Raw genomic sequence first — 25,910 nt, 5'->3', positions numbered from 1 at the left:
TCCTCTAATATACACCCTGACTTAATTAATACATTCAGGGATAACAAATTATGATGTGGTTTCTTACCTGTGTCGCAGCACTCATTGGTGGCTACTTTATTTACGGTACCTTTATCGAGAAGATTTTCGGTATCAATGAAAAGCGCCAAACACCGGCTCACACAAAGCAAGACGGCGTGGACTACGTTCCAATGTCGACTCCAAAGGTTTACCTAGTTCAGCTGCTTAACATTGCAGGTGTAGGTCCAATCTTCGGTCCTATCATGGGTGCCCTATACGGCCCGGCAGCAATGCTATGGATCGTACTAGGTTGTATCTTCGCAGGTGCAGTACACGACTACTTCTCAGGTATGTTATCTATCCGTAATGGCGGTGCTTCGGTTCCAACCATCACTGGACGTTACCTAGGCAATGGCGCAAAACACTTTATGAATATCTTTGCCATTGTTCTGCTTCTTCTAGTTGGTGTGGTATTCGTTTCTGCTCCAGCAGGCATGATCACTAACCTAGTGAACGACCAAACTGATTTCGCGATGTCTGCAACGACTATGGTTGTTGTTATCTTTGCTTACTACATCATCGCAACGATTGTCCCTGTCGATAAAATCATTGGTCGCTTCTACCCACTGTTCGGTGCTCTGCTTATCTTCATGTCTGTAGGCCTAATCACTGCAATTGGCTTCTCTGATGAACACCAAATCATGGGTGGTTTTGAAATCAGCGACATGTTCACCAACATGAACCCTAACGATCTACCGCTATGGCCTGCTCTATTCATCACTATCGCTTGTGGTGCAATCTCTGGCTTCCACGCAACTCAGTCACCTCTGATGGCGCGTTGTATGGAAAACGAGAAGAACGGTCGCTTCGTATTCTACGGTGCAATGATTGGTGAAGGCATCATCGCTCTTATCTGGTGTGCACTTGCACTATCGTTCTTCGGTTCAGTTGAGTCTCTATCTGAAGCGGTAGCAAACGGCGGCCCAGGTAACGTGGTATACAGCGCTTCATTTGGCCTACTAGGTGTATTCGGCGGTATCCTTGCTTTCCTAGGCGTGGTTATCCTACCAATCACATCTGGTGACACAGCATTCCGTTCAAGCCGCCTAATCCTTGCTGAATACTTCAACATGGAACAGAAGACACTGCGTAACCGCCTACTAATGGCTCTACCGCTGTTCGTTATCGGTGGCATCCTGACTCAAGTAGACTTCGGTATCATCTGGCGCTACTTCGGTTTCGCTAACCAATCAACAGCAGTAATGATGTTGTGGACAGCGTCAGCTTACCTACTACGTCACAACAAACTGCATTGGGTAACGACAGTTCCAGCTATCTTCATGACGTCTGTGTGTATCACATTCATCCTGAACAACAGCCAACTTGGTTTCGGCCTACCTATGCAAATCTCAACTATCGTTGGTGTGATTAGTGCGCTGGGTGTTGCGGCTTACGTAATCAAGATTTCTAAAGGCAAAGGCGAAACTGACCTTGCTAATGAAGAAAAAGAAGCAAAAGGCGAGACCAAAACAGCCTAGTTCTTAGACTCTTTGCAAAAGAGACCAGTCTTCATAGAAAGACAAGAACAGCCAAACACAACTTCGCTTGTTCCGGCAATCACTCAGTGATTCATGGATATTAAGACTAAAGCCCATCCCCTGTGATGGGCTTTATTGTCTGTACTGGTTAAGCAAGAAAGTGAGAAGCGCTAATCGCTCGAGAAAAGCCTTACAAACAAAAGCAAAACTACCCTTACCACACAATGAGCTTTACACTTAACAAGCGTCTCGATAGGTGAAAATATGGAACTCATTCTCTCTCTGCTTCAACAAACCTGTGTCTACTTAGTGATCGCTTACATGCTAAGTAAAACCCCACTGATTCTTCCATTATTGAGCATCTCTTCACGCTTAAGCCACAAGATCAGTTGTTACGTTCTGTTCTCTCTGTTCTGCATTATGGGCACCTACTTCGGCCTACAGATAAATGACGCCATCGCCAACACACGTGCAATGGGAGCGGTGATGGGCGGCCTGTTTGGTGGGCCTGTGGTTGGCTTTGCAGTGGGTTTTACCGGCGGGATTCATCGCTACTCATTAGGTGGCTTCACCGACTTAGCATGTGCGATTTCAACCACTGCAGAGGGCCTAATTGGTGGTTTGCTGCATGTGTACTTAGTCAGAAAGAACAAAGCCAGCCAGCTATTTAATCCGATGGTGGTGTTCTCTGTGACGCTCTTTGCAGAGATCATTCAGATGTTGATTCTGCTTGCAGTCGCCAAACCATTTGAACAATCTTACGCGCTGGTTTCCGACATTGCAGCGCCGATGATCATTGCCAACTCCGTGGGTGCTGCACTGTTCATGAGTATCATCCAAGACCGTAAAACCATCTTTGAGAAGTACTCGGCGACTTTCTCGCGTCGCGCACTGACCATTGCCGAACGTTCGGTAGGTATTCTGCATGGTGGTTTCACGTCTGATAACGCGCAGAAGATCGTGCGCATCATCTACGAAGAGACCAACGTAGGTGCTGTGGCAATCACTGACCGAGAAAAAATTCTCGCTTTCGTTGGCATTGGCGATGAGCACCATATTCCCAACACCCCTATTTCATCGCAAAGCACACTGACTTCGATGGAACAGAACGACATCATCTACCTGGATGGTAAAGAGAACCCATACCAATGCTCTCTCTCACAGGATTGTAAGCTGGGGTCAGCGCTGATTATCCCACTGCGTGCTGGTAACGAAGTCGTCGGCACCATCAAGCTGTATGAGCCTAAACTGAAGCTGTTTTCAACCATCAATATGTCGATGGCTGAAGGTATTGCTCAGCTGTTATCGAGTCAAATCCTGTTCAGCAACTATCAGCAACAGCAAACCCTGCTCACTCAAGCTGAAATCAAACTGCTGCACGCACAGGTCAACCCACACTTCTTGTTTAATGCACTCAACACCATCAGTGCCGTAACACGTCGTGACCCAGATAAAGCACGTGAGCTCATTCAGCACCTGTCTCACTTCTTCAGAAGTAACCTTAAACAGAATATCAATACCGTAAAACTCAAAGACGAACTCGCGCACGTTAATGCATACCTGACGATTGAAAAGGCACGTTTTACTGACCGCTTAGAAATTGAATGGGACATAGACCCACAACTGTTTGAGTCACAACTGCCAAGCTTTACCCTGCAACCTCTGGTTGAAAATGCCATTAAACACGGGATTTCAAATATGCTGGAAGGCGGCAAAGTGAAGATCTATAGCGAAGCTTTCCAAGGTGGATTTAAACTGATCGTCGAAGACAACGCTGGTAACTACCAGAAGCCATCTCAAGATCATGTTGGATTAGGGATGGAAATTGTTGATAAACGACTCACTAATTTCTTTGGACAAGACTCAGCACTAAAAATAGAATCTCAACCACAGCAATTTACTCGAATGAGCTTTATCATACCTATACTAAAATAATGGTGTTTCGTAGGTAATCGCTTCTCAGTAGCGACATTTAGAAGCAGGCATTAAAAAGATAAGCGGAATAAGCAGGGACAGAACAAAAATGAAGATTGCAGGATGTTAAAAGCACTCGTTATCGATGATGAGCTTTTTGCTCGCGAAGAGCTGATTGAGCTACTGACTGAAACGGGAGAAGTGGAAGTCATCGGTCAAGCAAGCAACGCGATCGAAGGACTTAAGCAGATCAACCTTCTTAAACCCGACGTGGTGTACCTAGATATTCAGATGCCTCAAGTTACGGGTATTGAGTTGTTGAGTATGCTTGACCCGGATACCATGCCTTACGTGGTATTTGTGACTGCTTACGACCAATATGCAATTCAAGCCTTTGAAGACAACGCCTTTGATTACCTGCTTAAACCCGTTGAGCCCTGCCGACTCAATAAAAGCGTCTCTCGACTGAACAAAGTCGTTAAGCAGAACCAAAAAGCACCAGAGCAAGATGTTGCTTCGATTGCCCCTTCCCGCTTAGAACAGATTCCATGCATTGGTCACAACCGCATTGTGATCATGGCGAGCCAAAGTGTCGAGTGTGCCTATTCTGATATCAGCGGCGTGCATGTTCGTTGTTCATCGCAAACGGCCACTTCACAGTTAACGCTAAAGATCTTAGAAGAGAAGACCGATTTGATCCGCTGTCATCGACAATATTTGATCAACATAAAATCGATCCAAGAGATCAAGTTACTCGAGAATGGATTAGCAGAGATCGTCACGCTTACCGGGTTTGAAGTGCCTGTGAGTCGTCGCTATCTCAAGACACTAAAAGAACAACTCGGTATCCAATAGCTTATCAAAGCGCACGATCAAAAAAGCCAACGTATCAACGTTGGCTTTTTACTGCTTGCGAATCGACTGTATGACGAATCGTTAATGCCACGAATCGATAGAGATTAATCGACTTGTTTAATCTGTAGCTCTTTTGGTACTTCGAAGAACATGTTCTCTTCACGACCTTGAATCTCTTCAACGTCAGTAGCACCTAGCTCGCGAATACGATCTAAGATTTGATTTACTAGCTCTTCAGGAGCAGATGCGCCAGCCGTTACACCGATTTTCTTCTTGCCTTCAACCCATTCTGTTTGAATGTCTTCAGGACAATCCGTTAGGTAACCTGGTGTGCCTAATTTTTCAGCCAGCTCTTTCAAGCGTGTTGAGTTCGATGAGTTCTTAGAACCAACGACAATCACAACGTCAACGTCGTTTGCCATCTCACGCACGGCGTCTTGACGGTTTTGAGTCGCGTAACAGATGTCATCTTTACGAGGGCCTTGAATCTCAGGGAATACACGACGTAGCTCTTCGATTACGTCAGCGGTTTCATCAACAGATAGCGTCGTTTGGCTCACGTAGTGCAGGTTAGTTGGATCGTTTACCACTAGGTTTTGCACGTCCTCTGGCTTCTCAACCAAGTACATACCACCCATTTGGCTCGCGTATTGACCCATAGTACCTTCAACTTCAGGGTGACCTGCGTGACCAATCAGCACCACTTCCATATGTTTACGGCTCGCACGCGCAACCTCCATATGGACTTTAGTTACTAAAGGACACGTTGCATCGAATACCGTTAGCTCGCGCTCTTTCGCTTCTTTACGAACCGCTTGAGACACACCGTGAGCAGAGAAGATCACAATGTTATCGTCTGGCACTTCGCTAAGTTCTTCGACAAAAATAGCACCGCGTTGTTTTAGCCCCTCAACAACAAAGCGGTTGTGTACCACTTCATGACGAACGTAGATCGGTGGCTGGTACATTTCGAGTGCGCGCTCGACAATGCTGATCGCACGATCAACACCGGCACAAAAGCCACGAGGGTTAGCTAACATTATTTTCATTTCATTGCTCATCATTTACCGCGGTACTAAGGTTGTTTCTATAGAGTTCGCCGTCGGCGAGGCTCGCATTCTACAGTGAAGCGCCTAGACAGTGAAGCTCTGGGTGACATCTCAGCTGTAAGGCGGTGTTATTCTAACGTTCAGAGAGTTAGTCGACAGATAAGATATTGACGTCAAACGTAACATCTTGGCCTGCTAGTGGGTGATTAAAATCAACCGTCACAGAATCGCCAGCGATCTCAGTGATAATACCTGGGATTTCCATACCGTCAGGGCCAGAAAATGCCATGATAGTGCCCACTTCAACCTCAGAGTCACCAACAAATTTAGCACGATCCATATGGTGGATATGATCTGGGTTAGGCATACCAAACGCATCTTCCGCTTTGAGGTCGATAGACTTTTCAGTACCTGCTTCAAGCCCAAGTAAGCACGCTTCAAAGTTCTCGCTTAGGCTACCATCGCCCATCACGAACTTCGCTGGTTTGCCCATATTTTCGGTACTATCGGCAACTGAACCATCCTTCATCTTAATCGTAAAATGTAGGGTTACTGCTGAATCATTTTTAATTGCTGCCACGTTACTTTCCTTAGACTTCTTTATTATTTGAGGATGCATTTTTTATGCTTCCTTGTTGACTGAAGCATAAAAAAAAGCGCCACCGGAATCAACCGACAGCGCTTAGGGCTATTCTATTCTGTGAGTCATAGACTGACTTTAGAGCATCTATTTAAAAGCTATTTGCTTTCGTCTTTCTTACGGAAACCATCTAGGATGATCATCGCGGCACCAATACAAATTCCCATATCGGCTAAGTTGAATGCTGGCCAGTGGTAAGTGCCCCAGTAGAAATCTAAGTAATCGACAACAAAACCATGTACGACACGGTCAAATACATTACCTACCGCACCACCAATGATGATGGCATAAGCGATGTTGTTCCACTTTTCTGTCGCTGGTAGCTTGCTCATCCAGTACGTCAGCATACCCGTTACAGCAAAGGCAATACCGGTAAATAGCCAACGCTGCCAACCACTTTGATCACTCAAGAAGCTGAATGCGGCGCCGTAGTTGTGAACGTACAAAAAGTTAAAGAACGGCAACACCTCAATACGGTTTGCCCAGCCATACCCCATGTTGTCCATAACAAAGAGTTTGATGCCAATGTCTGCAAGAAAAACCAGCAGAGCTAACCATAACCAACGTACACCAGATTGTTTTAACGAAACTTCACTCATTTCTATTCCTAGTATTTACGAAGCGATTCCTCATTCGCACACTCGGTTTGAGTCGCCATTAAGAATCAGCTTGGTTAAACACATTTCCTATAACTAAAAATAACCCCAGTTGATACTGGGGCTATGATTTTTACAAAAAGTTCAGTCTTTCTCTGAGTCGTTATGCGAACTTACGCACTTCGCCTTCACCATCAACGTTTGATACACAACGGCCACAGATCTTCTCGTGTCCTTCAATTGTGCCTACGTCTGGTGTGTGGTGCCAACAACGGTCACACTTCTCAGCTTCTGTTGCTGCAACTTCAACGAATAGACCTTCAACGTCTGTCGCTTGAGCCGCATCAGACTTCTCGCTCAGTGGCTTAACAACCGCTGCAGAAGTGATAAGTACGAAACGTAGCTCATCTTCTAGCTTGTTGATCTTAGCCGCTAGTGCGTCGTCAGCGTATAGCGTTACTTCAGCTTGCAGTGCACCACCGATTGTTTTCTCTTTACGAGCATCTTCAAGAAACTTGTTCACAGCGCCACGAACCGTTTGGATTTCAGCCCAGAATTCGTTGCTTAGCTCTTCGCCTTCAGCAAGACCGAATAGGCCTTCGAACCATTCGCCAGTAAACACGAACTTGTCACGTTGACCAGGCATCTCGTTCCAGATTTCATCTGCAGTGAACGACATGATAGGTGCCATCCAACGAACTAGAGCTTCTACGATGTAGTAAAGCGCAGTCTGACAGCTACGTTGAGCATGGCTGCCCTGTTTTGCTGTGTACTGACGGTCTTTGATTACGTCTAGGTAGAAAGAACCCATTTCGATAGAACAGAACTGCATTAGACGCTGAGTTACACCGTGAGTGTTGTACTCGCCGTATGCTTTCACGATCTCTTCTTGTGCAGCTTGTGCACGGCCAACAGCCCAGCGATCAAGTGCAACCATCTCTTCAGCAGGCACTAGGTCAGTTTCAGGGTTGAAACCGCTTAGGTTTGCTAGGAAGAAACGAGCAGTGTTACGAATACGACGGTAAGCATCAGCAGAACGCTTCAGGATTTCATCAGAAACCGCTACTTCACCCGTGTAATCCGTAGAAGCAACCCATAGACGTAGGATATCTGCGCCTAGTTTGTTGGTTACGTCTTTAGGAGCAACAACGTTACCGATAGATTTAGACATCTTACGGCCGTTACCATCTACTACGAAACCGTGCGTTAGCACTTGCTTGTATGGTGCTTCGTCTTTCATCGCGATAGATGAAATTAGAGAAGACTGGAACCAACCACGATGTTGGTCAGAACCTTCAAGGTAAAGATCTGCACTGTTGCCGTTGTACTCTTCGCGAGAATCAACAACAGAGAAGTGCGTAACACCTGAATCGAACCATACGTCTAGTGTATCTAGCACTTTTTCGTACTTGTCTGCGTCTTCAGCGCCCATAAGGTCTGCTGCGTCTACATCCCACCAAGCTTGAATGCCTTTCTCTTCAACTAGCTTCGCTACTTTTTCGATTAGCTCAGAGCTATCTGGGTGAAGTTCTGACGTCTCTTTATGAACGAACAAAGCAATTGGCACACCCCAAGTACGTTGACGAGAGATACACCACTCAGGGCGACCTTCGATCATACCTTCGATACGGCTTTGACCCCACTCAGGCATCCACTCAACATTCTTCGTTGACTCTAGTGCTTTTGCACGTAGGCCAGCTTGATCCATAGAGATGAACCACTGTGGTGTTGCACGGAAGATGATTGGAGTTTTGTGTCTCCAACAGTGTGGGTAGCTGTGCTCGTAAGCGTGGTGATGCAGAAGTGCACCTTTCTCTTTTAGAACTTCTAAAACAGAGTCGTTCGCTTTGAATACGTGCTGACCAGCAAATAGCTCGGTATCTGGTAGGTAAACGCCGTTAGAGCCTACTGGGTTAGCGATTTCTAGGTTGTATTTCTTACCAACCACGAAATCCTCTTGACCGTGACCAGGAGCAGTGTGAACCACACCAGTACCTGAATCAGTCGTAACGTGATCACCTAAGATCGCAGGAACTGTGAAGTCGTAGAACGGGTGGTTGAACTGAGAAAGCTCAAGATCAGCACCAGTTGCAAAACCTAGGTTATGGAAGTGCTCGATACCCGCACGATCCATTACGTCTTTTGCTAGTTCAGAAGCAACAACGATACGTTGAGCGGGCTGGTCGCCATTCGCTTCAACTTGGATAAGCACGTATTCAAGATCATCACGTAGACATACTGCGCGGTTAGCTGGCAGAGTCCATGGTGTTGTTGTCCAGATAACGATAGAGATTTCGCCTTGACCAGCGTGGCCGTCAGCTAGAGAGAATTTCTCTAGAAGCGCCGCTTCGTCAGCTGCAGTAAATTTCACATCGATAGATGGAGATACTTTATCTTTGTATTCAACTTCAGCTTCAGCCAGAGCAGAACCACAGTCAGTACACCAGTGAACAGGTTTGAAACCTTTCAGTAGGTGACCTTTGTCTGCGATTTTGCCTAGTGAACGAATGATGTTCGCTTCTGTGCCGAAATCCATAGTGCGGTAAGGTTTGTCCCACTCGCCCATGATACCAAGACGTTTGAAGCTCTCTTTTTGACCTTCAACTTGGCCCGCAGCGTACTTACGACACTCTTCGCGGAATTCAGCAGCCGAAATCTTCTGACCTGGCTTACCTTTCTTCTTCTCAACCATTAGTTCGATTGGAAGACCGTGACAGTCCCAACCAGGGATGTATGGAGCATCAAAGCCAGAAAGGGTCTTAGATTTAATAATAATGTCTTTAAGAATCTTATTCAGCGCGTGGCCAATGTGAATGTCGCCGTTCGCGTATGGAGGGCCATCATGCAGTACGAAAGATTTTTTACCTTTCTTTGCCTTACGGATTTCGCCGTAAAGATCTTCTTTGTACCAACGCTTAAGCATTTCTGGCTCACGATTTGCCAGATTGCCGCGCATTGGGAACCCTGTTTCTGGTAAGTTCAGGGTATCTTTATAATCACTCATCGATTCTTAATTCCGTTATATTGGGCGAAGTTAGACATTATGTTAATCGGTGGAATCATCCGATTAATTCTTTAGCTGAAGCAGCCACACCCTTGCGGCTTCAGCATCCAATTCTATTTGATTCTTTAATGCGTCGAACGATTCAAATTTTATCTCGTCGCGCAGTTTGTGCAAAAGTCGTACTTCTAACTGTTTACCATACAAATTGGCTTTAAAGTCAAAAAAGTGCACTTCTAATTGCTGCCTTACACCATTCACCGTTGGTCGTTGTCCAATATTAGCAACGCCACCGACAGGAACCCCGTCGATATCCAATGCTTCAACAACGTACACTCCCGACACAGGAGAGACACAACGCTTTAATGGAATGTTAGCGGTAGGGAAACCTATGGTTCTCCCAAGTTTTCGACCATGGGACACACGACCACTAATGCTGTAATCACGTCCTAACATGGTAGCACTTGCAGCCAAATCATCGACCGCTAATGCATTTCGTATCTCAGTACTGCTGACACGTAATTGATTTAAGCAATAGCTTTGGGTGCTTACCACCTCAAAACCGAACTTCTCGCCCGCTTCTTTGAGCATAGCGAAATTGCCAGTGCGGCCTTTGCCAAAACAAAAGTCATCACCAACCACCAAAAACTTCACGCCAAGCTTATCAACCAAAAGATCTTTAATGAATGCTTCCGCTGATAAACTTGCAAAGTACTGATTAAAATTGACACACAATAAACGACTGATACCTAGCTTGCTCAGTTGCACGTACTTATCGCGTAAGCGAGTTAAACGTGCCGGCGCTCTATCTCGGGCAAACAGCTCCATAGGCTGCGGTTCAAACGTCATAACAACAGAAGGTAACCCTAATGCTGCCGCTTGTTCAGAAACCTGACCAAGAACCTCTTGATGTCCTAAATGAACACCATCGAAGTTACCTATGGTCAATACACAGCCGTGATGCTGCACTTTAATATTGTGTATACCTCGGATCAGTTCCATTATGATCAGCTAAAACCTGTTATTTGCATCATTCATTGTGTGAAACCGACGGATTATATACTAATCAGTATTAATCTGTCGCTGCTTTTAAATGTTTTACTCGGATACCTAAAACCAGTACCGAAACAATATAAACAAAGCCACCAAGTCCAATCAAGCCTGTTAGCATCAGCGCTCTCTGACTAAAGCTCCATTCAAGCCACTGTTGCATATTATCCAACTGCCACAAAATAGCCGCGACCATCACGCCGCCTGAGACAATAAGCTTCGCGCAGAACAGTAAAGTGGTCTTTGTCAGTTTATAGACACCAGCAAGGTGTAAACCGCGATATAACAAGGCCATATTCACAAAAGCTGACAGAGCGGTTGCAATCGCCAAACCGATATAGCCATAGAAATAAGCAAAGATAGCGTTAAATACCATGTTCGTGACCATTGCGATAATGCCGTACTTCACTGGGGTTTTCGTGTCTTGACGAGAGTAATAACCCGGAGCCAATACTTTAATCAGCATGAAGTTAAGCAAACCGGAGGCGTACGCAACTAAAGACATCGATGCCTGTTGCACGTCGTGAGGAGAGAACTCACCACGCATGAATAACACCATCAACATCGGTTTTGCTAAAACAATAAGCCCCAACATAGCCGGAATGCCAAGCAGTAGCACCATACGCACGCCCCAGTCCATGGTATGTGCAAAACCTTCCCTTTGAGCATCAACGTGCTTACGAGACAAAGCAGGAAGAATCACAGTCGCAATTGCAATACCGAATAGACCTAGTGGGAACTCAAGCAATCGATCTGAGTAGTACAACCAACTAATAGAGCCTGTCGCTAGGAAGCTGGCAATAAAGGTATCAAACAGTAGGTTGATTTGGCTAACTGACACACCAAACAGAGCTGGGATCATTAATGTGCGAATCTTAACGACGCCCGGATCTCTCCAGCCCCACTTCGGCTTAACTAACACGCCTGCTTTAATAAGGAAAGGCATTTGGAAAAGGAATTGAACTAAGCCACCAAGAAACACACCGATCGCCAAGCCGATTTCTGGCTGTTCTAAGTTCGGGGAGATAAACCACGCTGCGCCGATGATCATGACATTCAAAAACACAGGGGTAAAAGAGGAGACCGCAAACTTACCCAGTGTATTGAGAATGGCACCGGATAACGCGACGAAAGTGATGAACCATAAATAAGGGAAAGTAATCTTGAGCATAAAGCTCGCTAGCTCGAACTTAGGAGCCGCAGGGCCATCATTTAGCCAGTCGATAAACCAACCCGCACCAAACAGCGCGGTAATCGCCCCAGAGCCCAGTACACCGATAATAGTAACAATAGAGACTAATACTCCGAGCGTACCCGACACCTTAGCGATTAAGTCTCGGGTTTTCTCTTTATCACCAGCCGCGTGATATTCTGTTAATACTGGGACAAACGCTTGAGAAAAGGCACCTTCTGCAAACAGTCGACGTAAGAAGTTCGGGATTTTATTAGCGAAGAAAAATACGTCGGCACTCGCTCCTGCTCCCATCAAATTTGCTACTACTACATCACGTACTAGCCCCAATACACGGGAAACAAAAGTCATTGCACTGACAATCAGGCCTGACTTTAATAGTCGTTTACTCACAGAAACCTCTGACACTGGTTGATTACTTTCAAGGGAGGATAAATACTATCCTGTCCTAAGAAGCATATTTATTAGCATTGGTCTAAAAATGCTGTTAGAATCCCCGCCATCTTAACCGCGATGACCTTTCCATTCCAAAGTTTGTTTGGCTACGATTGGTTTTTGCACAAATCATTTGACAATTAAGCGCTAATGAGGGATAGTCCTCGCCCTTAAATTGTCACCGAACTAAGTTTTTGGGAGTTAGACCCTTGGCAAACAGTAAATCTGCTAAGAAGCGCGCTATCCAAGCTGAGAAACGTCGCCAGCACAACGCTAGCCGTCGTTCTATGATGCGCACTTACATGAAAAAGACTATCGCAGCTATCGCAGCTGGTGATAAAGAAGCTGCAACTGCTGCTCTTGTAGAAGTTACACCACTTCTTGACCGTATGGCGACTAAAGGCCTTATTCATAAGAATAAAGCTGCACGTCATAAGTCTCGTTTCGCTGCTGCAATCAAAGCTCTTTAATAGAAATTTGATTACAACGCAAAACGAAAAAAACCGGCTTAGGCCGGTTTTTTTATATCTGAATTTTGAGTAGCACAATGAAACGACTGACTGACAGTAGTTAAAAATAACGAACAGACTCAGATATCGATAGGGAATAAAACAGAGAAGAGTCAAATAGATAGGTAATGACTAAATAGCTAGAAAGTAGATAAGTAGCTAAAATAGATAGTGAACAGACAGCTTTAAACGTTCGACGCGAAATACTGACACTTCCTTGTGTCGACCTTATTCCTGATAAGAAACCACTTTTCTTACCAACAATAAACTACTTGCAATATAGACCATGCAGTAGGTTAATCATTGCTTTTACTTCTTCACTGCTCAATGTGTAATACACGGTTTGAGCTTCTTTACGAGTATCGACCAAACCATCTCTTCTCAACCAAGCAAGATGTTGAGATAAAGCCGATTGACTCAGTTCCAACTTGCCACACAACTCCCCAACCGACAGCTCAGTACCATGTAAAAGGCACAAAATCTGTAAGCGACGTTCGTTGGCCATGGCTTTGAGTAGAATCACAGCTTGTGCTGAATTCTTCTCCATCTCTTTTAAGTTCATAGTTTGGCTCCCTACAACCTTTACGCCAACTACGGGCTATCAGTATTTACGGCATATTGCGGGGTTATCATAGTCGATATCAATTCATTAACAAACTACCTCATTCGAACAATTTGCTAAAATCTGCGTCACATACATTTTTTACGGCTGGATGTTGGATCATCCTCTCAGCAAAAATGACATAGTACTCTTCTTTTAACTCTTCAATACCGCCTAATAATTGCAAGGAGGTGTCTTGCTCCACTTCAGACATGTACAAGGTTGGTGCTAAGAAAATAGCATCATGGTGGTAACGAGCGAACGCTTTCATCAGTGCTGCATCATCAAACTCACCCAAAATATCCGGTTTTAGACCCTGTCTATCAAACCATTGCAGTATCTTGCGCCCCATAGAGGTTCGACTTCCTGGGATCAACAACTTTCTTTGCTCTAATACGGCTGGGAAATTAACCCCTTTCACTTCACCAGAGCTGAAGAAGCTCATACCACTCTCACCCAACTTCTTGCTGAATAAGCCTGGGCTTTGGCTAGAGTCCACTGGGCAGTCAGACAAGATCATATCGAGCTTATGTTGAGAGAGCTGTTCAAGCAGCATTTCGTGAGTCGATTCAAAACAGCGAAGGTGGATACTGTTATCTTCAGGAATCGTCGACATCAAGATCTTACTAACCAGTCGTTTCGAAAGAGCGTCTGCCACACCGACATCAAACAGGATATTTGAGTGCTGACTGTAGTTCACGATATCCAGCATTTCGTAGCTCAGACCAAACATACGATCCGCGTATTTGAAAACCAACTGCCCAAGCTCTGTTGGTTCAACACTGCGACCATTGCGCTTGGTCAGCTTACCGTCCATTCGCTCTTCTAATGCTTTTATCTGGCCAGTGACCGTTTGAGGTGTGAGAAATAGAGCTTCTGCTGCTTTGGTAACAGAACCTTGCTTGCAGACCATCCAGAAGTAATAAAGATGGTTATAGTTGAGGTGCGACATAGGTGTGCCGTAATAAAAGAGTCGATTCCTTTTTATATCAAATATGACACCTCCGCTCAACAAACTCGGAAAAACCAACTATAAAACCATTTAACTGCTAATTTTTTCGAAGTGTTTGATTTCATAATGTAATATTAACGCCAATTTTCTCAATTTTTTTCTAACTTTTAAGATCTATATCACCCATCAAAAACCGCAATAAAATCATTTATAAACAAACACTTAAAACAATCATATTTACTGTCAGAATATTTAAACAGTAAATCATCACAAAAAAGTCCTACCTCAACCAAAATGTAATATTACTGAAATATTTCCCCTCTAACATCACGCTCAGATTAAACAAACAGACCAAACACAGACTTAAACGGTCCTATGGAGAAAACATTATGAACCAAGCTACTACTGCAGCAGCGCCGATTTCGAGCACAACTCGTTGGCTACGCTGGGCTAACTTGGCATTCATGCTTTACCTACTATTACTTTCAGTTTCAATGGTTGGAACAGGCTTCAAATGGGCAACAGGCGAACAAGCAAAAGTTCTTTTTGAATTTGCTTCACACCCAGTTGCAGGCTTAATGATTGGTTTAGTTGCAACCGCACTTATTCAATCATCAAGTACAGTTACTTCAATTATCGTTGGCCTTGTGGCAGGTGGTTTACCTGTTGAGCTAGCAATCCCTATGATCATGGGGGCAAACATTGGTACTACAGTAACCAATACGCTAGTTAGCCTTGGTCACGTTCGTTGTAAAGAAGAGTTCAAGCGTGCATTCGCAAGTGCGACGATTCACGACTTCTTTAACCTATTGGCCGTAGCTATCTTCCTACCGCTAGAGATGGCGTTTGGTATTCTAGAGAAGATTTCTCACTGGTTGGTATCTCCGATGCTAGCAACAGGTGATATGAGCATGAAGGGCCTTAACTTCATCAAGCCGATCACTAAACCAGTAGTAAGCGCAATTAAAGAGCCTCTATCAACATTTGGCGACACGATTGGCGGCATCCTGCTTATCGCTTTAGGTATCGCAACTATCTTCGTAGCTATCACTGTTATGGGTAAGCTGATGAAGAGCCTAATGGTTGGTCGTGCTCGTGAGATTCTTAAGAACGCAATTGGTCGTGGTCCAATCCACGGTATCGCTTCTGGCTCTATCGTTACTATCCTTGTTCAGTCTTCTTCAACGACAACAAGCTTGATGGTTCCACTAGTAGGCTCAGGTGTTCTTAAAGTACGTGATGTTTATCCATTCACTCTAGGCGCAAACATCGGTACATGTATTACCGCTCTACTTGCAGCAACAGCAGTATCTGGTGAGTTCGCAGTATTCGCACTTCAGATTGCTCTAGTACACTTGGTGTTCAACATCATGGCAACGGTATTCATCTTCGGTATCCCGTTCCTACGTGAGCTACCAGTTAAAGCGGCAGACATGATTTCAGACATGGCTGTGAAGAACAAAGCTGTTGTTGCCGGTTACCTTGTTGCGGTATTCCTTGTACTGCCAGGCACAATCTTGTCTCTGACTGCTTAATAGCAAAATACACATCGCTTATAGCAAAGCCCGCAACCTAGGTTGCGGGCTTTTTCTTTGTTAAGAGCAGATGCGGGGAACAAAAAAGATGCGGGATTCGAGTAAACGAGTAACGAAGAGCCCGTTTACTCGCACCTATATATACCCTCGTCACTCCCTACAGCGAGGAACGAGCGGGATAGGGAATCTACGCAGCGCATAGCACCCAGAGATTCCCTACTCCTTCCTTCGTCAGTCTAGGGAATGACGAATTGAAAAAAGATTCAAGATGAGAGTAAACGGGTAACGAAGAGATAAAGCCAGGTACGAATGGCGAAAAACTCGAACTCTAATTTTCTTATTTAATATCTAACCTACCTCTCAAACTAAAGATGCTCTTCGTATCCCTAGTCTCGTTTACCCTTATCTGCTCCTGATCTTCGCATATCGAGACCCGGTTACTCATCACTGCCCCTTAAATAAAAAAGGCTGCACAGTGGCAGCCTTTCAATCAAACAAAACGAATTTGGTTAAACCGAGAATGGGTACTTAATCGCTTCGTGGCATTCGTAACCTTCAACCCAGAAGTCATCCATCGTTACCCAAGTTTCTAAATCCTCTAGAGACTTAATCTCAGGGTTGATGTGGAACGTTGGGCCCGCTAGAGGCTCACGCTTCAGCTGAATATCACGCATAGGTGCCAGTTGGTCTTCATAGATATGAGCATTAACTAGCTTGTGGTAAGCCATACCCGCTTTTTTGCCTGTGATTTGCGCCATAATCGCTAGGAACACATACACTTGAACCATGTTGAAGTTCAGACCTAGTGGAACATCACAAGAACGCTGAGTACTGTTTAGGTACAGAGTGTCACCAAGTAGAGAGAAATGGTGGCTGTACATACACGGACGCAAGCAGCCCATGTGGAACTCGCCTGGGTTGTAGAAGTTTAAGATCTCACCACGGTCATCGATACCATTCGTCAGGTCATCTACAATCTTCTTCAGTTGGTCGATATGACCACCATCAGGCTTTGCCCATGCTCGGCCTTGAACGCCATAAACACGCCCCATGTCATCTTCACCCTTACGGTAAGGATTGTTCAGCCATGCTTCGTTCAAGTTCGAGTTTGCATCCCAAGTTTTTGTACCTAGTTTGCGAAAATCTTCAGCGTTGTCGTAACCGCGAATGTAGCCAAGCAGTTCAGCAACAGCAGCTTTCCAAAAGCTCTTACGCGTAGTGACAAGTGGGAACTGGTTGTTGCCAACATCATATTCAAGGTCAGCATTGATTACGGTTAGGCAGCGCTTGCCTGTGCGTTCATTTTCAATCCAAGTACCGTTATCAACGATACGCTGACAGAGATCTAAATACTGTTTCACACCAATTCCTTACTTCGTTTGTTGTGGTAATTCGTCTTTGTAGTGACCACGCTTGTATGCCCAAACCATCATCAGCGCACCGATGATAACCATTGGCAGTGACAGGATTTGTCCCATAGAGATAAACCCGCCGAACAAGCCTAGATGAGCATCTGGTTCACGTACGTATTCTACTAAGAAGCGGAATGTACCATATCCTGCAAGGAATAACCCTGATACAGAACCAAGAGGACGTGGCTTTTTAATAAACCAGTTCAAGATGAAGAACAGCACAATGCCTTCAAGTGCCATTTCATAAAGCTGAGATGGGTGGCGAGGAAGTGGACCGCCATTCGGGAATACGATTGCCCATGGCACATCTGTAACACGGCCCCAAAGTTCACTGTTCATGAAGTTGCCTAAACGCCCCATGCCTAAACCAAAAGGCACCAATGGTGCAATCATGTCGGCCACGCCAAAGAAAGTGCGACCATTCTTTTTCGCATACCAGAACATTGCGGTAATAACACCAAGCAGGCCGCCGTGGAAAGACATACCGCCAGTCCATACCTTAAATAGGTAAAGAGGATCGGCTAGGAAAAGGTCAAAGTTGTAGAACAGTACGTAGCCAATACGACCACCAAGTACCACACCTAGAAAGCCAGCGAACAATAAGTCTGAGACTTGCTCTCGAGTCCAACCGCTACCCGGCTGATCAGCTCGGCGATTTGCTAGCCAAAGAGCAAACATAAAACCGACAAGGTACATTAGGCCGTACCAACGAACTGAGATTGGTCCTAGTTCAATAAGAACAGGATCGATATTTGGGAATTCAATAAAACCCTGAGACATACTTGGCTCTCTATCTAAATTGAATAACGGTTAGCTCAATCGCTAACGAAAGACACTACAGCAGCATGGTCGCTGCTATAAACATTAAAAATACCGCAAAGAACTTCTTAAGTACTGGTGTTGGTAATTGCGTAGCCAGCTTCGCACCCACTCGTGTGGTCATTACTGATGTGCACGATATCGCAACCAAGGCAGGTAGGTAGACATAACCAAGGCTAAACGCGGGCAGCCCCTCGACAGACGAGCCATGCCAAATAAAGCCTAGCATCCCAGAGATAGCGATAACAAAACCACACACTGAAGATGAACCCACCGCCTTACGCATTTCCACACCATGATGGTTAAGGAAAGGTACAGACAACGAGCCGCCACCAATACCCGCGAGGCTTGAAACCAAACCAATGCCACCACCACATAACATGGTTGTCGCAGAGCCTGGCATCGCTTTCTGGCTCTTAGAGCGAATCGACAACAGCATCTGCAGTGCCAGCACTAACACAATCACACCAAAAACTTTAGGCAAGTACTGAGAAGGAATAACGTCAGCTACAAAGGAACCAAGAAAACCGCCAATCACAACCCCTGGCATTAACCACTTCACGACAAATATCTCTACGTTACCCAACTTTAAGTGGTTAATCGCAGACGATCCTGACGTAACAATAATGGTAGATAGCGAGGTCGCTAATGCCATTTGCATTGCAAACTCTTGAGGAATACCCGCTTTCGGGAGCAAGAACAGTAAGGCCGGAACCACCAACAACCCACCGCCAATACCTAGCAAGCCAGCTAAAACACCAACAACAGCACCAAGGCCTGCCAGCAAGCCTATCAGTTCATATGACACGTTAATTCCTATTTTTTACCTGCTCGAATGAAGCCTGTAAATTCACGCTCTTCGAAATAGTTCAGCATCATACTATAGATGTCACTGCCATACGGCTTTGAAAGTGCCTTATTTGCCAAATCCTGTAATTCGCTCAAGTTAGATTGACGAATCAAATACTTGGTTCTAGCCACATTCGAGGTGTTCATACTTAACGTCTGATAACCCAATCCAAGCAGTAACAATGCACCCATTGGATCACCGGCTAGCTCTCCACAAATACACACAGGTAATTGATATTGCTTACAAGTATCATGAATCTGTTTCAATGCCATGATCACAGCAGGGTGCATAGATTCATAGACATCAGAGACTCGAGAATTGTTCCGGTCAACGGCCAATAAATATTGGGTTAAGTCATTGGTACCAACAGAGACAAAGTCGACCTTGTCAGCAATCAGCGGTAGCAGATAGAGCATCGAAGGCACTTCAATCATGATACCGATACGAGGCATTCGTACTCGATTATCAAGTTCATGCACTTCATCATACGCTTGCTCAATCAACTGTAGTGCGTCATCCAACTCCTGAGCGCCCGAGATCATCGGTAGCAGAATGCTCAAGTTGTGGCTTTCACAACTCGCACGTAACATGGCACGCAGTTGGATAATGAAGATATCTGGATGATCCAGCGTAAAGCGAATACCACGCCAGCCAAGGAATGGATTGTCTTCCTCGATTGGGAAGTAAGGTAATGCCTTATCACCACCAATATCGAGCGTACGCATCACCACTTGTTTATTTGGGTAGCTAGAAAGTACAGAGCGATACTGCTTAAACTGTTCATCCTCTGATGGGAAACGTTGTTGTAATAAGAAGGAAATTTCCGTTCGATACAGGCCAACCCCATCAACGCCTTGATTGATGGCAATATTGGTATCAGCGCTCAAGCCTGCATTAAGTAGGATTTCAACCTGTTGATCATCTTGGGTTTTCGCAGGTAGATACAGCTCGCGATTGACCATTGAGGAGAGTTCACTCTCTTCAAGAATCAGCCCTCGATACTCTTTGAGCAGGCTCTTGGTCGGCTCGATAAAGATCTCGCCACTATAACCATCGACGATGGCTTGCTTGCCATTCGCTTGCTCGAGGTTAATGTTAACTCCCATCACCGAAGGGATGCCAAGCGCACGAGATAAAATCGCAGCATGCGAGTTCGCCGCCCCTTCCAAAGAGATCACTGCCAACAGCTTCTCTTTTGGAATCGACGCTAATACAGAAGCCGTTAACTCACGAACTACCAGGATAATAGGTTTATCTAAGGTACGAAGCTCATATTCGGAGTTATGGAGGAAATACAACAGCCTTTGACCGAGCTCTCGGATATCCTGTGCCCTTTCACGCAGATAAACATCCGACATACGAGCAAAGCGATTGGAATAACTCTCGACTACCTGCCTTAGTGCCCAGTCCGCTTTATCGCCTTTCTGAATCTGACTTTTTAGATCCTTACGCAACATAGGATCGTTGAGTAAGTGCGTAAACAGATCAAAGATAGCTAATGCGTCTTTATTGATTTCACTGTCTAGGCGCTTTCGCATGCGTTTAAAGTCGTTGAGGGCATTTTCAACTGCCACTGCCAGTAACTCTTGTTCGCGCTCAATATTGAGCGTCGAAGCAGGATACACATCCGTTAATTCAGGTTGAGTGTTATCCCACCACAGATCACCAATGGCAACCCCAGATGAGGCAGCAATACCTTTGATGCCTGGCAGCTTCTGTTGCTCCAACAGCCAATGACCTTGGGTTTGGGCGTGCGCCACAATAACCGCAAGTTGAGCTGAGAGCGTAACAAGGAAAGACTCTTCCATCTCGCTGAATAAACGAGGCGTCTTTTGTTGGATAACCAATACACCAAGCACTTGCTTGCGATGGATAATGGGAGTGCCAAGAAAAGAGTGGTAAATGTTTTCTCCAAGTTCTGGAAAAAACTTATAAGCAGGGTGAGCAGACGCTTGTGCAAGGTTAATAGGTTCAGCGCTTCGTTTGACTAGGCCAACCAGACCTTCATCGAAACCAATGTGAATACTATTCCCTTCAAAGATCAGGCCTTGAGTTGCCATCAACTCAAGGCGCTGCATATCATTATTGGCTAAATACACGGTGCAACATTCCGTCTGCATCGCACTGCATGTCTCTTTAACTAGAATATCAAGTGCTGTTGATACATCTTCAACTCTTGATACGTGTTCAACTATTTCCCTTAGTTGACTGAGCATGCTTAACCTCTACGCAATTTGCGTTTTCCTTTTGTTTTTCGCTCTTTAAACGGCATTGCTAAAGATGCGAACTCTTTCATCGCTCGACGGTAAACGTCTCGCTTAAAAGAAACAACTTGTCGAACTGGGTACCAGTAACTCACCCAGCGCCAACCATCAAACTCAGGTGTACTCCCACGCTGCATATTGATACGCGATTCATCGCAATCTAAGCGTAAAAGGAACCACTTCTGTTTTTGTCCAATACAGACAGGTTTAGAATCCCATCGAACCAGTCGTTTGGGTAGCTTGTAGCGTAACCAATGACGACTTGTCGCGACGATCTTGACATCCTTTTTAGTAAGGCCAACCTCTTCATACAACTCACGGTACATTGCCTGTTCCGGAGTTTCACCTTCATCTATTCCCCCTTGAGGGAATTGCCATGAATGTTGCCCGTATCGTTTAGCCCAGAAGACCTGACCATGGTTGTTACAGATTACAATACCAACATTTAATCGGTAACCATCGCCATCTATCACTGGCCAACCTCTATCTAAATTTTTAATTACACTGATTTTTCCACATATCCCCAATTGGAGCAAACTTAGTGACGTGATAAGCGCTATATTTATGAATATTATCTGTGGATATGGATAAGTTTTGCTCAAATTTGAGTTACCCACACAATAGTGAGACCTAGACCACATTTATTCACCTTTTCTGTGAATAACTATGTGAAGAATTAGTCGCAATCGTTTTTTTTAATCCATAGATTCATCAACACCAACACAACACCTCGGAGAAAACAAAAATTAAAGACACAAAAAACAAACACTTAAATATAAAACACAAAAACAAAGAACAATAAAAAACCAAAAGATCTTTTGAAAACACAAGCTGCTCAAAGATCAACCACCCCGGTGTTTATCCACACTGCCAAGTGAAAGATTCATTTTACACCCCATTTGGCAAGCATTTTATCCACCAAAAACCCCTGTTTATTTATCCACTAAATTAATATTTCAATTAATCACCTTTATGTCCTGTGGATAACCCTAACTTTGATCCCTTTTCAGGCTAGGGGATCATTTCTTAACCAGTCGTCATTTGGTGATAACTTCTGATAAAATCGTTTTTTTTGATCATGCTTTTTATTATGAAACCAGAACCACAAACACAAGAAGAGCTGTTAGAGCGAGCGTATGCGATCGCCGGGATGACCTTCAAAGAGCTCGCCGATGAAGCAGAGATGGACATGCCTAACGATCTAAAGCGAGATAAAGGATGGGTTGGACAGCTGTTAGAGTGGCACTTGGGCGCACCTGCTGGCAGTAAACCAGAACAGGATTTCGCGAAACTAGGCATCGAACTTAAGAGCATTCCTATTGGCTATTCTGGTAAGCCACTCGAAACCACCTTTGTTTGTGTTGCACCATTAATGGGTGTGCAAGGGCTGACATGGGAAATCAGCCACGTTCGTAACAAGCTATCTAAAGTGTTGTGGATTCCAGTAGAAGGTGAAAGAGAAATCCCATTGGCAGAGAGACACGTTGGATCACCACTGTTGTGGACGCCAAGCGAGGCTGAAGACGAAATACTGAAAAGAGATTGGGAAGAGCTGATGGAGTTGATCGTTTTAGGGAATGTTGAACAGATCACTGCAAGGCATGGAGAAGCACTGCATCTGCGTCCAAAGGCCGCAAACAGCCGCGTTTTGACCGAGGCCTATGGTGCGAGTGGAAAGCCAATCAAAACCAAACCTCGTGGATTCTATTTACGAACTCAATTTACTCATAACATACTCACGACACACTACGCGTAGTATCTTCATAGTCATGCATCAATGACTAAAAAGTAAGGTGCTAAGGGCTTGTATCTAATGAGGTTTCAACGCTAATTCAATATCGCAGTAGCTTTGACTTGGCTCATTACCAAATTCGTCGTAAGCATTGTGTAAACGAAGGTAGGCCTTCTCAAAGCCTAGCCGGAGTAACTCCTCTTTCACTTGATCCAAAGATCCAAAGTGAAGCGGTTCACCATCTTGTTTTACTGGCTCTAGCTTGTGTTTGTACTCCACGGCTAGTAGATACTCTGAGATGTCAGAACAGCCAATAACGTACACTTTCGGTGTCTGGTACGAGTCTTTGTGATCTCCATGTAACCACATGTCTAACTGATGCTTTTGCATAACAGGCCTCCCTTGCTCTCTATAGCTTAGTAGAACTCTTTTTGTTTACTAGGGTGGGTTGATCTTTCACGCTTAAAAAAGCAAAAAAGAGAAGCCAGTGCTTCTCTCTTTTTGCCAGTTCTAGTTCAAAGCTCCCACTTTGACACCTAACCATCACTGTCGATTATTTAAGGGGTTGATGGTGCTATCAACCCCTACAGATTACGTCGGTATTCGCGCACTAAGGACACGACGAAGGTGACGAACGCGACGTTCAATTGTGACTACTTCAGGTTCAGAGAAACCAATTGGACGACCATCGGTCTCAAAGCCAATATCTCTTAACAAATGAGCGTTGTGCCATGGTAGGTCTAGTGAACTACGACGCACTTTTCGCTGCCATTCCCGCTCTTCACGACGAAGATCGGCACGGATAAGGGCTGTTGCTAATTTTAAATATACTGAGTGACGCATAATAACTCTCCAGTTGTTGAATAAACTGAGGAAAAATAGCGTGTTAGATAGTATGAGGGCTTCTCACTTAGCTGCTATTTTTCCGCAGCCAAATAAGGATACGGATCTATTAGTTAGGTTTATCTTGGGTGTTTCGATCGGCCATGGCTGAAATTTGTGACATAACAGTCACCATGTCAGAACACGGATCAAACGAAGCGCAAATATGCTGTATAAAATCGAAATGTTTCATTTGCGCCTCCAAGCTAACTAAAAAATCCAAAAAGAAATAGGGGAGTAAAAGCAGACAAGTCTTTGTTAAAACGTTGCTTTCACGGTTAAAGTCTAACCAAGTGAGTATATTATTCAACCTATAACTGGTTAACATTTTCAAAACAATGCATTCACCTAAAATATCAGTTGCATATTCATTTATATATAAGATATTCACTATGATTATATAAAATCACAGCATATCTCTCTTAATGACCAAGAGTTCATCTCTCGATTGTTCGAACATAAAGGCAGCAATTAGCAACAAAAAAGCCACGCATCATGCGTGGCTCTCAAATTTACACTAACAGATTTAATGACTTAGAGGGGAGTTCTACACAACCCCCTCAGAAATCAGACTATGCTTATTCAGTAAACGGTACATGGTTGCCCGTGACACACCCAGTTCCTTAGCGGCTAATGAAACCTGTCCACCATAAGATTCCAAGACGATCAGTAAGGCATCACGCTCTGAACGTTCGCGAATGCTCTTCAAACTGCGTCGCTCATCATTCTGCTTTGGCAGGTCAAGCTGCTGCTCCTCAATGATTACAGCATCCGACATCAACACAACGCGCTTTATCTGGTTCATCAATTCGCGAACATTGCCAGGCCAGTGATAGCGATTCATCGAGCGAATAGCATCTTCTGAAAAACTCTTTGCCTGAGCGTTAAACTCTTTCGAATACTCTCGTAGGAAATGATTGGCTAATACGGAAATATCACTCACGCGCTCTTTGAGGCTCGGTACATGAATGCGTAGCACATTAATGTAGTGATAAAGCTCTTCGTTGAAATCCCCTTCGATTAAGGCTTTTTCGATATCAGACGAGTTTGCTGCCAGAATACGTACATCAACAGACTTAGGTCCATCAGCCGTTTCAATCTTGCCTTCTTGTAAAAAACGCAGCAGATTCAACTGTTGATTACGTGGCATCGCCAAAACATCATTGAGCAAGATGGTGCCGCCATCAGCCTCTTCTAACATACAAGGAGAAGACATTGGCTGTTCGGAGATACCAAATACCTCAGATTCTATTCTCATTTCAGACAAGGCACGGCAGTTCACCGTTAGAAATGGCTTTTGAGATCGTGAGGAGTTTTGATGAATAGAGCGCGCAATCGTCTCTTTACCTGAGCCGCTCTCTCCATAAATCAGAATACTGACATCCGTTGGGCCAATACGCTTCACTTGGTCTCTTAAGCGTTTCACAGCCACAGAGTCGCCTAGTAACCCCATATTGTTGTTGATGCCATAGTTTGGCCATACCTTCTGCTCAAGCTTAAGCATTCCTAACTGGTGACCAATGGTGCTTAACAACTGGGCGTCTGGGATCGGAGCAGTGAAAAAGTCGATACAAAAGTTAACGATAAATTGGCAGATCGTATCTGAACTTAATTGAGACTCACGGATAAACGCGAGCCATCTTACCTGCTTGTTGTTACTCACAAGGTTAGCAATACCATTAAGGCTGAATTCATCATGGCTAAGATCCACAATGCCAATACATGGACCAATTTCATTAATCAAGGCATCCGCTTTTCGTAAATCGGCACACTGGGTACACTGCCAACCCACTTGCTCTAATACAGATAACCAGGGTTCGTACGCACCACCAACGACGATAAGAGAACCTGGCAAGGAATCCATCTTAAATTGAGTTCCCATCCTTCTTCCTTATTCTATTTTTATTTAAATCAGGCTAATACGAGTCACCGCTTATTCGCGTGGCAAAATGCCGCGAGATCGTATTCAATGCAGAAACCTATAGTAGAGAGACTATCTTAGATTTTATGTCTCATTAGTAAGACTATGTCAGAAATAATGATTTTTCGAATCAAGAGTGCGGTACAGGCTGGGTTTTGAGGCC

Annotated in this window: 22 protein-coding genes; 6 read left to right on the top strand and 16 right to left on the bottom strand. The window is 44.6% G+C overall.

The window, feature by feature from the left end; genetic code table 11:
- Positions 1 to 50 precede the first annotated feature (50 nt).
- The 3 genes from BTO10_RS09275 to btsR all read left to right on the top strand — a co-directional run bounded on the left by BTO10_RS09275 (position 51) and on the right by btsR (position 4,307).
- Positions 51 to 1,538, top strand: a complete 1,488-nt coding sequence (locus BTO10_RS09275) for a carbon starvation CstA family protein (protein WP_004739511.1) — start codon at positions 51 to 53, stop codon at positions 1,536 to 1,538.
- A 264-nt stretch (positions 1,539 to 1,802) separates the two neighbouring features.
- The gene (locus BTO10_RS09270; protein ID WP_105024364.1) at positions 1,803 to 3,473 is read left to right on the top strand and encodes a sensor histidine kinase; all 1,671 of its coding nucleotides are present in this window, start codon (positions 1,803 to 1,805) and stop codon (positions 3,471 to 3,473) included.
- A gap of 102 nt (positions 3,474 to 3,575) precedes the next feature.
- Complete coding sequence (gene btsR / locus BTO10_RS09265) at positions 3,576 to 4,307, top strand: two-component system response regulator BtsR (RefSeq protein ID WP_061033337.1); 732 nt, start codon at positions 3,576 to 3,578, stop codon at positions 4,305 to 4,307.
- 104 nt (positions 4,308 to 4,411) lie between these two features.
- On the opposite strand, the gene ispH is transcribed toward btsR, so the two are convergent.
- From ispH to murJ, 6 genes are all read right to left on the bottom strand, one after another.
- Complete coding sequence (gene ispH / locus BTO10_RS09260; protein WP_105025584.1) at positions 4,412 to 5,368, bottom strand: 4-hydroxy-3-methylbut-2-enyl diphosphate reductase; 957 nt, start codon at positions 5,366 to 5,368, stop codon at positions 4,412 to 4,414.
- A gap of 136 nt (positions 5,369 to 5,504) precedes the next feature.
- Complete coding sequence (gene fkpB, locus BTO10_RS09255) at positions 5,505 to 5,936, bottom strand: FKBP-type peptidyl-prolyl cis-trans isomerase (RefSeq protein WP_105024363.1); 432 nt, start codon at positions 5,934 to 5,936, stop codon at positions 5,505 to 5,507.
- 158 nt (positions 5,937 to 6,094) lie between these two features.
- Complete coding sequence (lspA, locus tag BTO10_RS09250) at positions 6,095 to 6,595, bottom strand: signal peptidase II (protein ID WP_004739521.1); 501 nt, start codon at positions 6,593 to 6,595, stop codon at positions 6,095 to 6,097.
- A gap of 160 nt (positions 6,596 to 6,755) precedes the next feature.
- Entirely contained in the window at positions 6,756 to 9,596 is a 2,841-nt protein-coding gene (ileS, locus tag BTO10_RS09245) for an isoleucine--tRNA ligase (RefSeq protein WP_105024362.1), read from the bottom strand.
- 63 nt (positions 9,597 to 9,659) lie between these two features.
- Positions 9,660 to 10,595, bottom strand: a complete 936-nt coding sequence (gene ribF / locus BTO10_RS09240) for a bifunctional riboflavin kinase/FAD synthetase (protein ID WP_105024361.1) — start codon at positions 10,593 to 10,595, stop codon at positions 9,660 to 9,662.
- Between the two features lie 70 nt (positions 10,596 to 10,665).
- Positions 10,666 to 12,228, bottom strand: coding sequence for a murein biosynthesis integral membrane protein MurJ (murJ, locus tag BTO10_RS09235; protein WP_105025583.1), 1,563 nt, complete (start codon positions 12,226 to 12,228; stop codon positions 10,666 to 10,668).
- A 251-nt stretch (positions 12,229 to 12,479) separates the two neighbouring features.
- Here murJ and rpsT point away from each other — a divergent pair, with 251 nt between their 5' ends.
- Positions 12,480 to 12,740 (top strand): 30S ribosomal protein S20, encoded by a 261-nt coding sequence (gene rpsT, locus BTO10_RS09230; protein WP_004739529.1) that lies wholly within the window; start codon positions 12,480 to 12,482, stop codon positions 12,738 to 12,740.
- Positions 12,741 to 13,047: 307 nt separating this feature from the next.
- Here rpsT and BTO10_RS09225 read toward each other — a convergent pair whose 3' ends face one another.
- Together BTO10_RS09225 and nhaR are read right to left on the bottom strand one after the other, a co-directional pair.
- Complete coding sequence (locus BTO10_RS09225) at positions 13,048 to 13,341, bottom strand: ArsR/SmtB family transcription factor (protein ID WP_004739532.1); 294 nt, start codon at positions 13,339 to 13,341, stop codon at positions 13,048 to 13,050.
- 100 nt (positions 13,342 to 13,441) lie between these two features.
- Positions 13,442 to 14,332 carry a transcriptional activator NhaR gene (nhaR, locus tag BTO10_RS09220; protein WP_004739533.1) on the bottom strand — a complete coding sequence of 297 codons (891 nt, stop codon included), beginning with the start codon at positions 14,330 to 14,332 and terminating at the stop codon, positions 13,442 to 13,444.
- A gap of 389 nt (positions 14,333 to 14,721) precedes the next feature.
- Between nhaR and BTO10_RS09215 the strand changes: the two genes are divergently transcribed.
- A complete protein-coding gene (locus tag BTO10_RS09215) occupies positions 14,722 to 15,867 on the top strand; it encodes a Na/Pi symporter (RefSeq protein ID WP_105024360.1) in 1,146 nt (381 codons plus the stop codon).
- 509 nt (positions 15,868 to 16,376) lie between these two features.
- On the opposite strand, the gene BTO10_RS09210 is transcribed toward BTO10_RS09215, so the two are convergent.
- From BTO10_RS09210 to rppH, 5 genes are read right to left on the bottom strand one after another with little or no spacing between them, the layout of a single operon-like run.
- The gene (locus tag BTO10_RS09210) at positions 16,377 to 17,228 is read right to left on the bottom strand and encodes a thymidylate synthase (protein WP_105024359.1); all 852 of its coding nucleotides are present in this window, start codon (positions 17,226 to 17,228) and stop codon (positions 16,377 to 16,379) included.
- 9 nt (positions 17,229 to 17,237) lie between these two features.
- Positions 17,238 to 18,059, bottom strand: coding sequence for a prolipoprotein diacylglyceryl transferase (gene lgt, locus BTO10_RS09205; protein WP_008221585.1), 822 nt, complete (start codon positions 18,057 to 18,059; stop codon positions 17,238 to 17,240).
- A 55-nt stretch (positions 18,060 to 18,114) separates the two neighbouring features.
- Positions 18,115 to 18,906: a sulfite exporter TauE/SafE family protein gene (locus BTO10_RS09200; protein WP_004739541.1), complete on the bottom strand. Its 792-nt coding sequence runs from the start codon at positions 18,904 to 18,906 to the stop codon at positions 18,115 to 18,117.
- An 8-nt stretch (positions 18,907 to 18,914) separates the two neighbouring features.
- The gene (ptsP, locus tag BTO10_RS09195) at positions 18,915 to 21,164 is read right to left on the bottom strand and encodes a phosphoenolpyruvate--protein phosphotransferase (protein ID WP_105024358.1); all 2,250 of its coding nucleotides are present in this window, start codon (positions 21,162 to 21,164) and stop codon (positions 18,915 to 18,917) included.
- A gap of 2 nt (positions 21,165 to 21,166) precedes the next feature.
- On the bottom strand, positions 21,167 to 21,685 hold the full coding sequence (gene rppH, locus BTO10_RS09190) for an RNA pyrophosphohydrolase (RefSeq protein WP_004739545.1): 519 nt from the start codon (positions 21,683 to 21,685) through the stop codon (positions 21,167 to 21,169).
- Between the two features lie 617 nt (positions 21,686 to 22,302).
- On the opposite strand from rppH, the gene mutH reads away from it, so the two are divergent.
- A complete protein-coding gene (gene mutH / locus BTO10_RS09185; RefSeq protein WP_105025582.1) occupies positions 22,303 to 22,968 on the top strand; it encodes a DNA mismatch repair endonuclease MutH in 666 nt (221 codons plus the stop codon).
- Positions 22,969 to 23,022: 54 nt separating this feature from the next.
- Here the strand turns inward: mutH and BTO10_RS09180 are convergent, their stop codons facing one another.
- The 3 genes from BTO10_RS09180 to vpsR all read right to left on the bottom strand — a co-directional run bounded on the left by BTO10_RS09180 (position 23,023) and on the right by vpsR (position 25,708).
- Positions 23,023 to 23,334 (bottom strand): DUF6482 family protein, encoded by a 312-nt coding sequence (locus BTO10_RS09180; protein WP_004739547.1) that lies wholly within the window; start codon positions 23,332 to 23,334, stop codon positions 23,023 to 23,025.
- Positions 23,335 to 23,535: 201 nt separating this feature from the next.
- Positions 23,536 to 23,787: a hypothetical protein gene (locus BTO10_RS09175; RefSeq protein WP_004739549.1), complete on the bottom strand. Its 252-nt coding sequence runs from the start codon at positions 23,785 to 23,787 to the stop codon at positions 23,536 to 23,538.
- A 586-nt stretch (positions 23,788 to 24,373) separates the two neighbouring features.
- Complete coding sequence (vpsR, locus tag BTO10_RS09165; protein ID WP_102426300.1) at positions 24,374 to 25,708, bottom strand: cyclic-di-GMP-binding transcriptional regulator VpsR; 1,335 nt, start codon at positions 25,706 to 25,708, stop codon at positions 24,374 to 24,376.
- Positions 25,709 to 25,910 lie beyond the last annotated feature (202 nt).

It is taken from the genome of Vibrio chagasii, from assembly GCF_002954585.1.
GTDB classification, from domain to species: domain Bacteria; phylum Pseudomonadota; class Gammaproteobacteria; order Enterobacterales; family Vibrionaceae; genus Vibrio; species Vibrio chagasii_A.
Note: the sequence above shows the minus strand (reverse complement) of the source record. Positions and strands in the feature narration are given on the sequence as shown.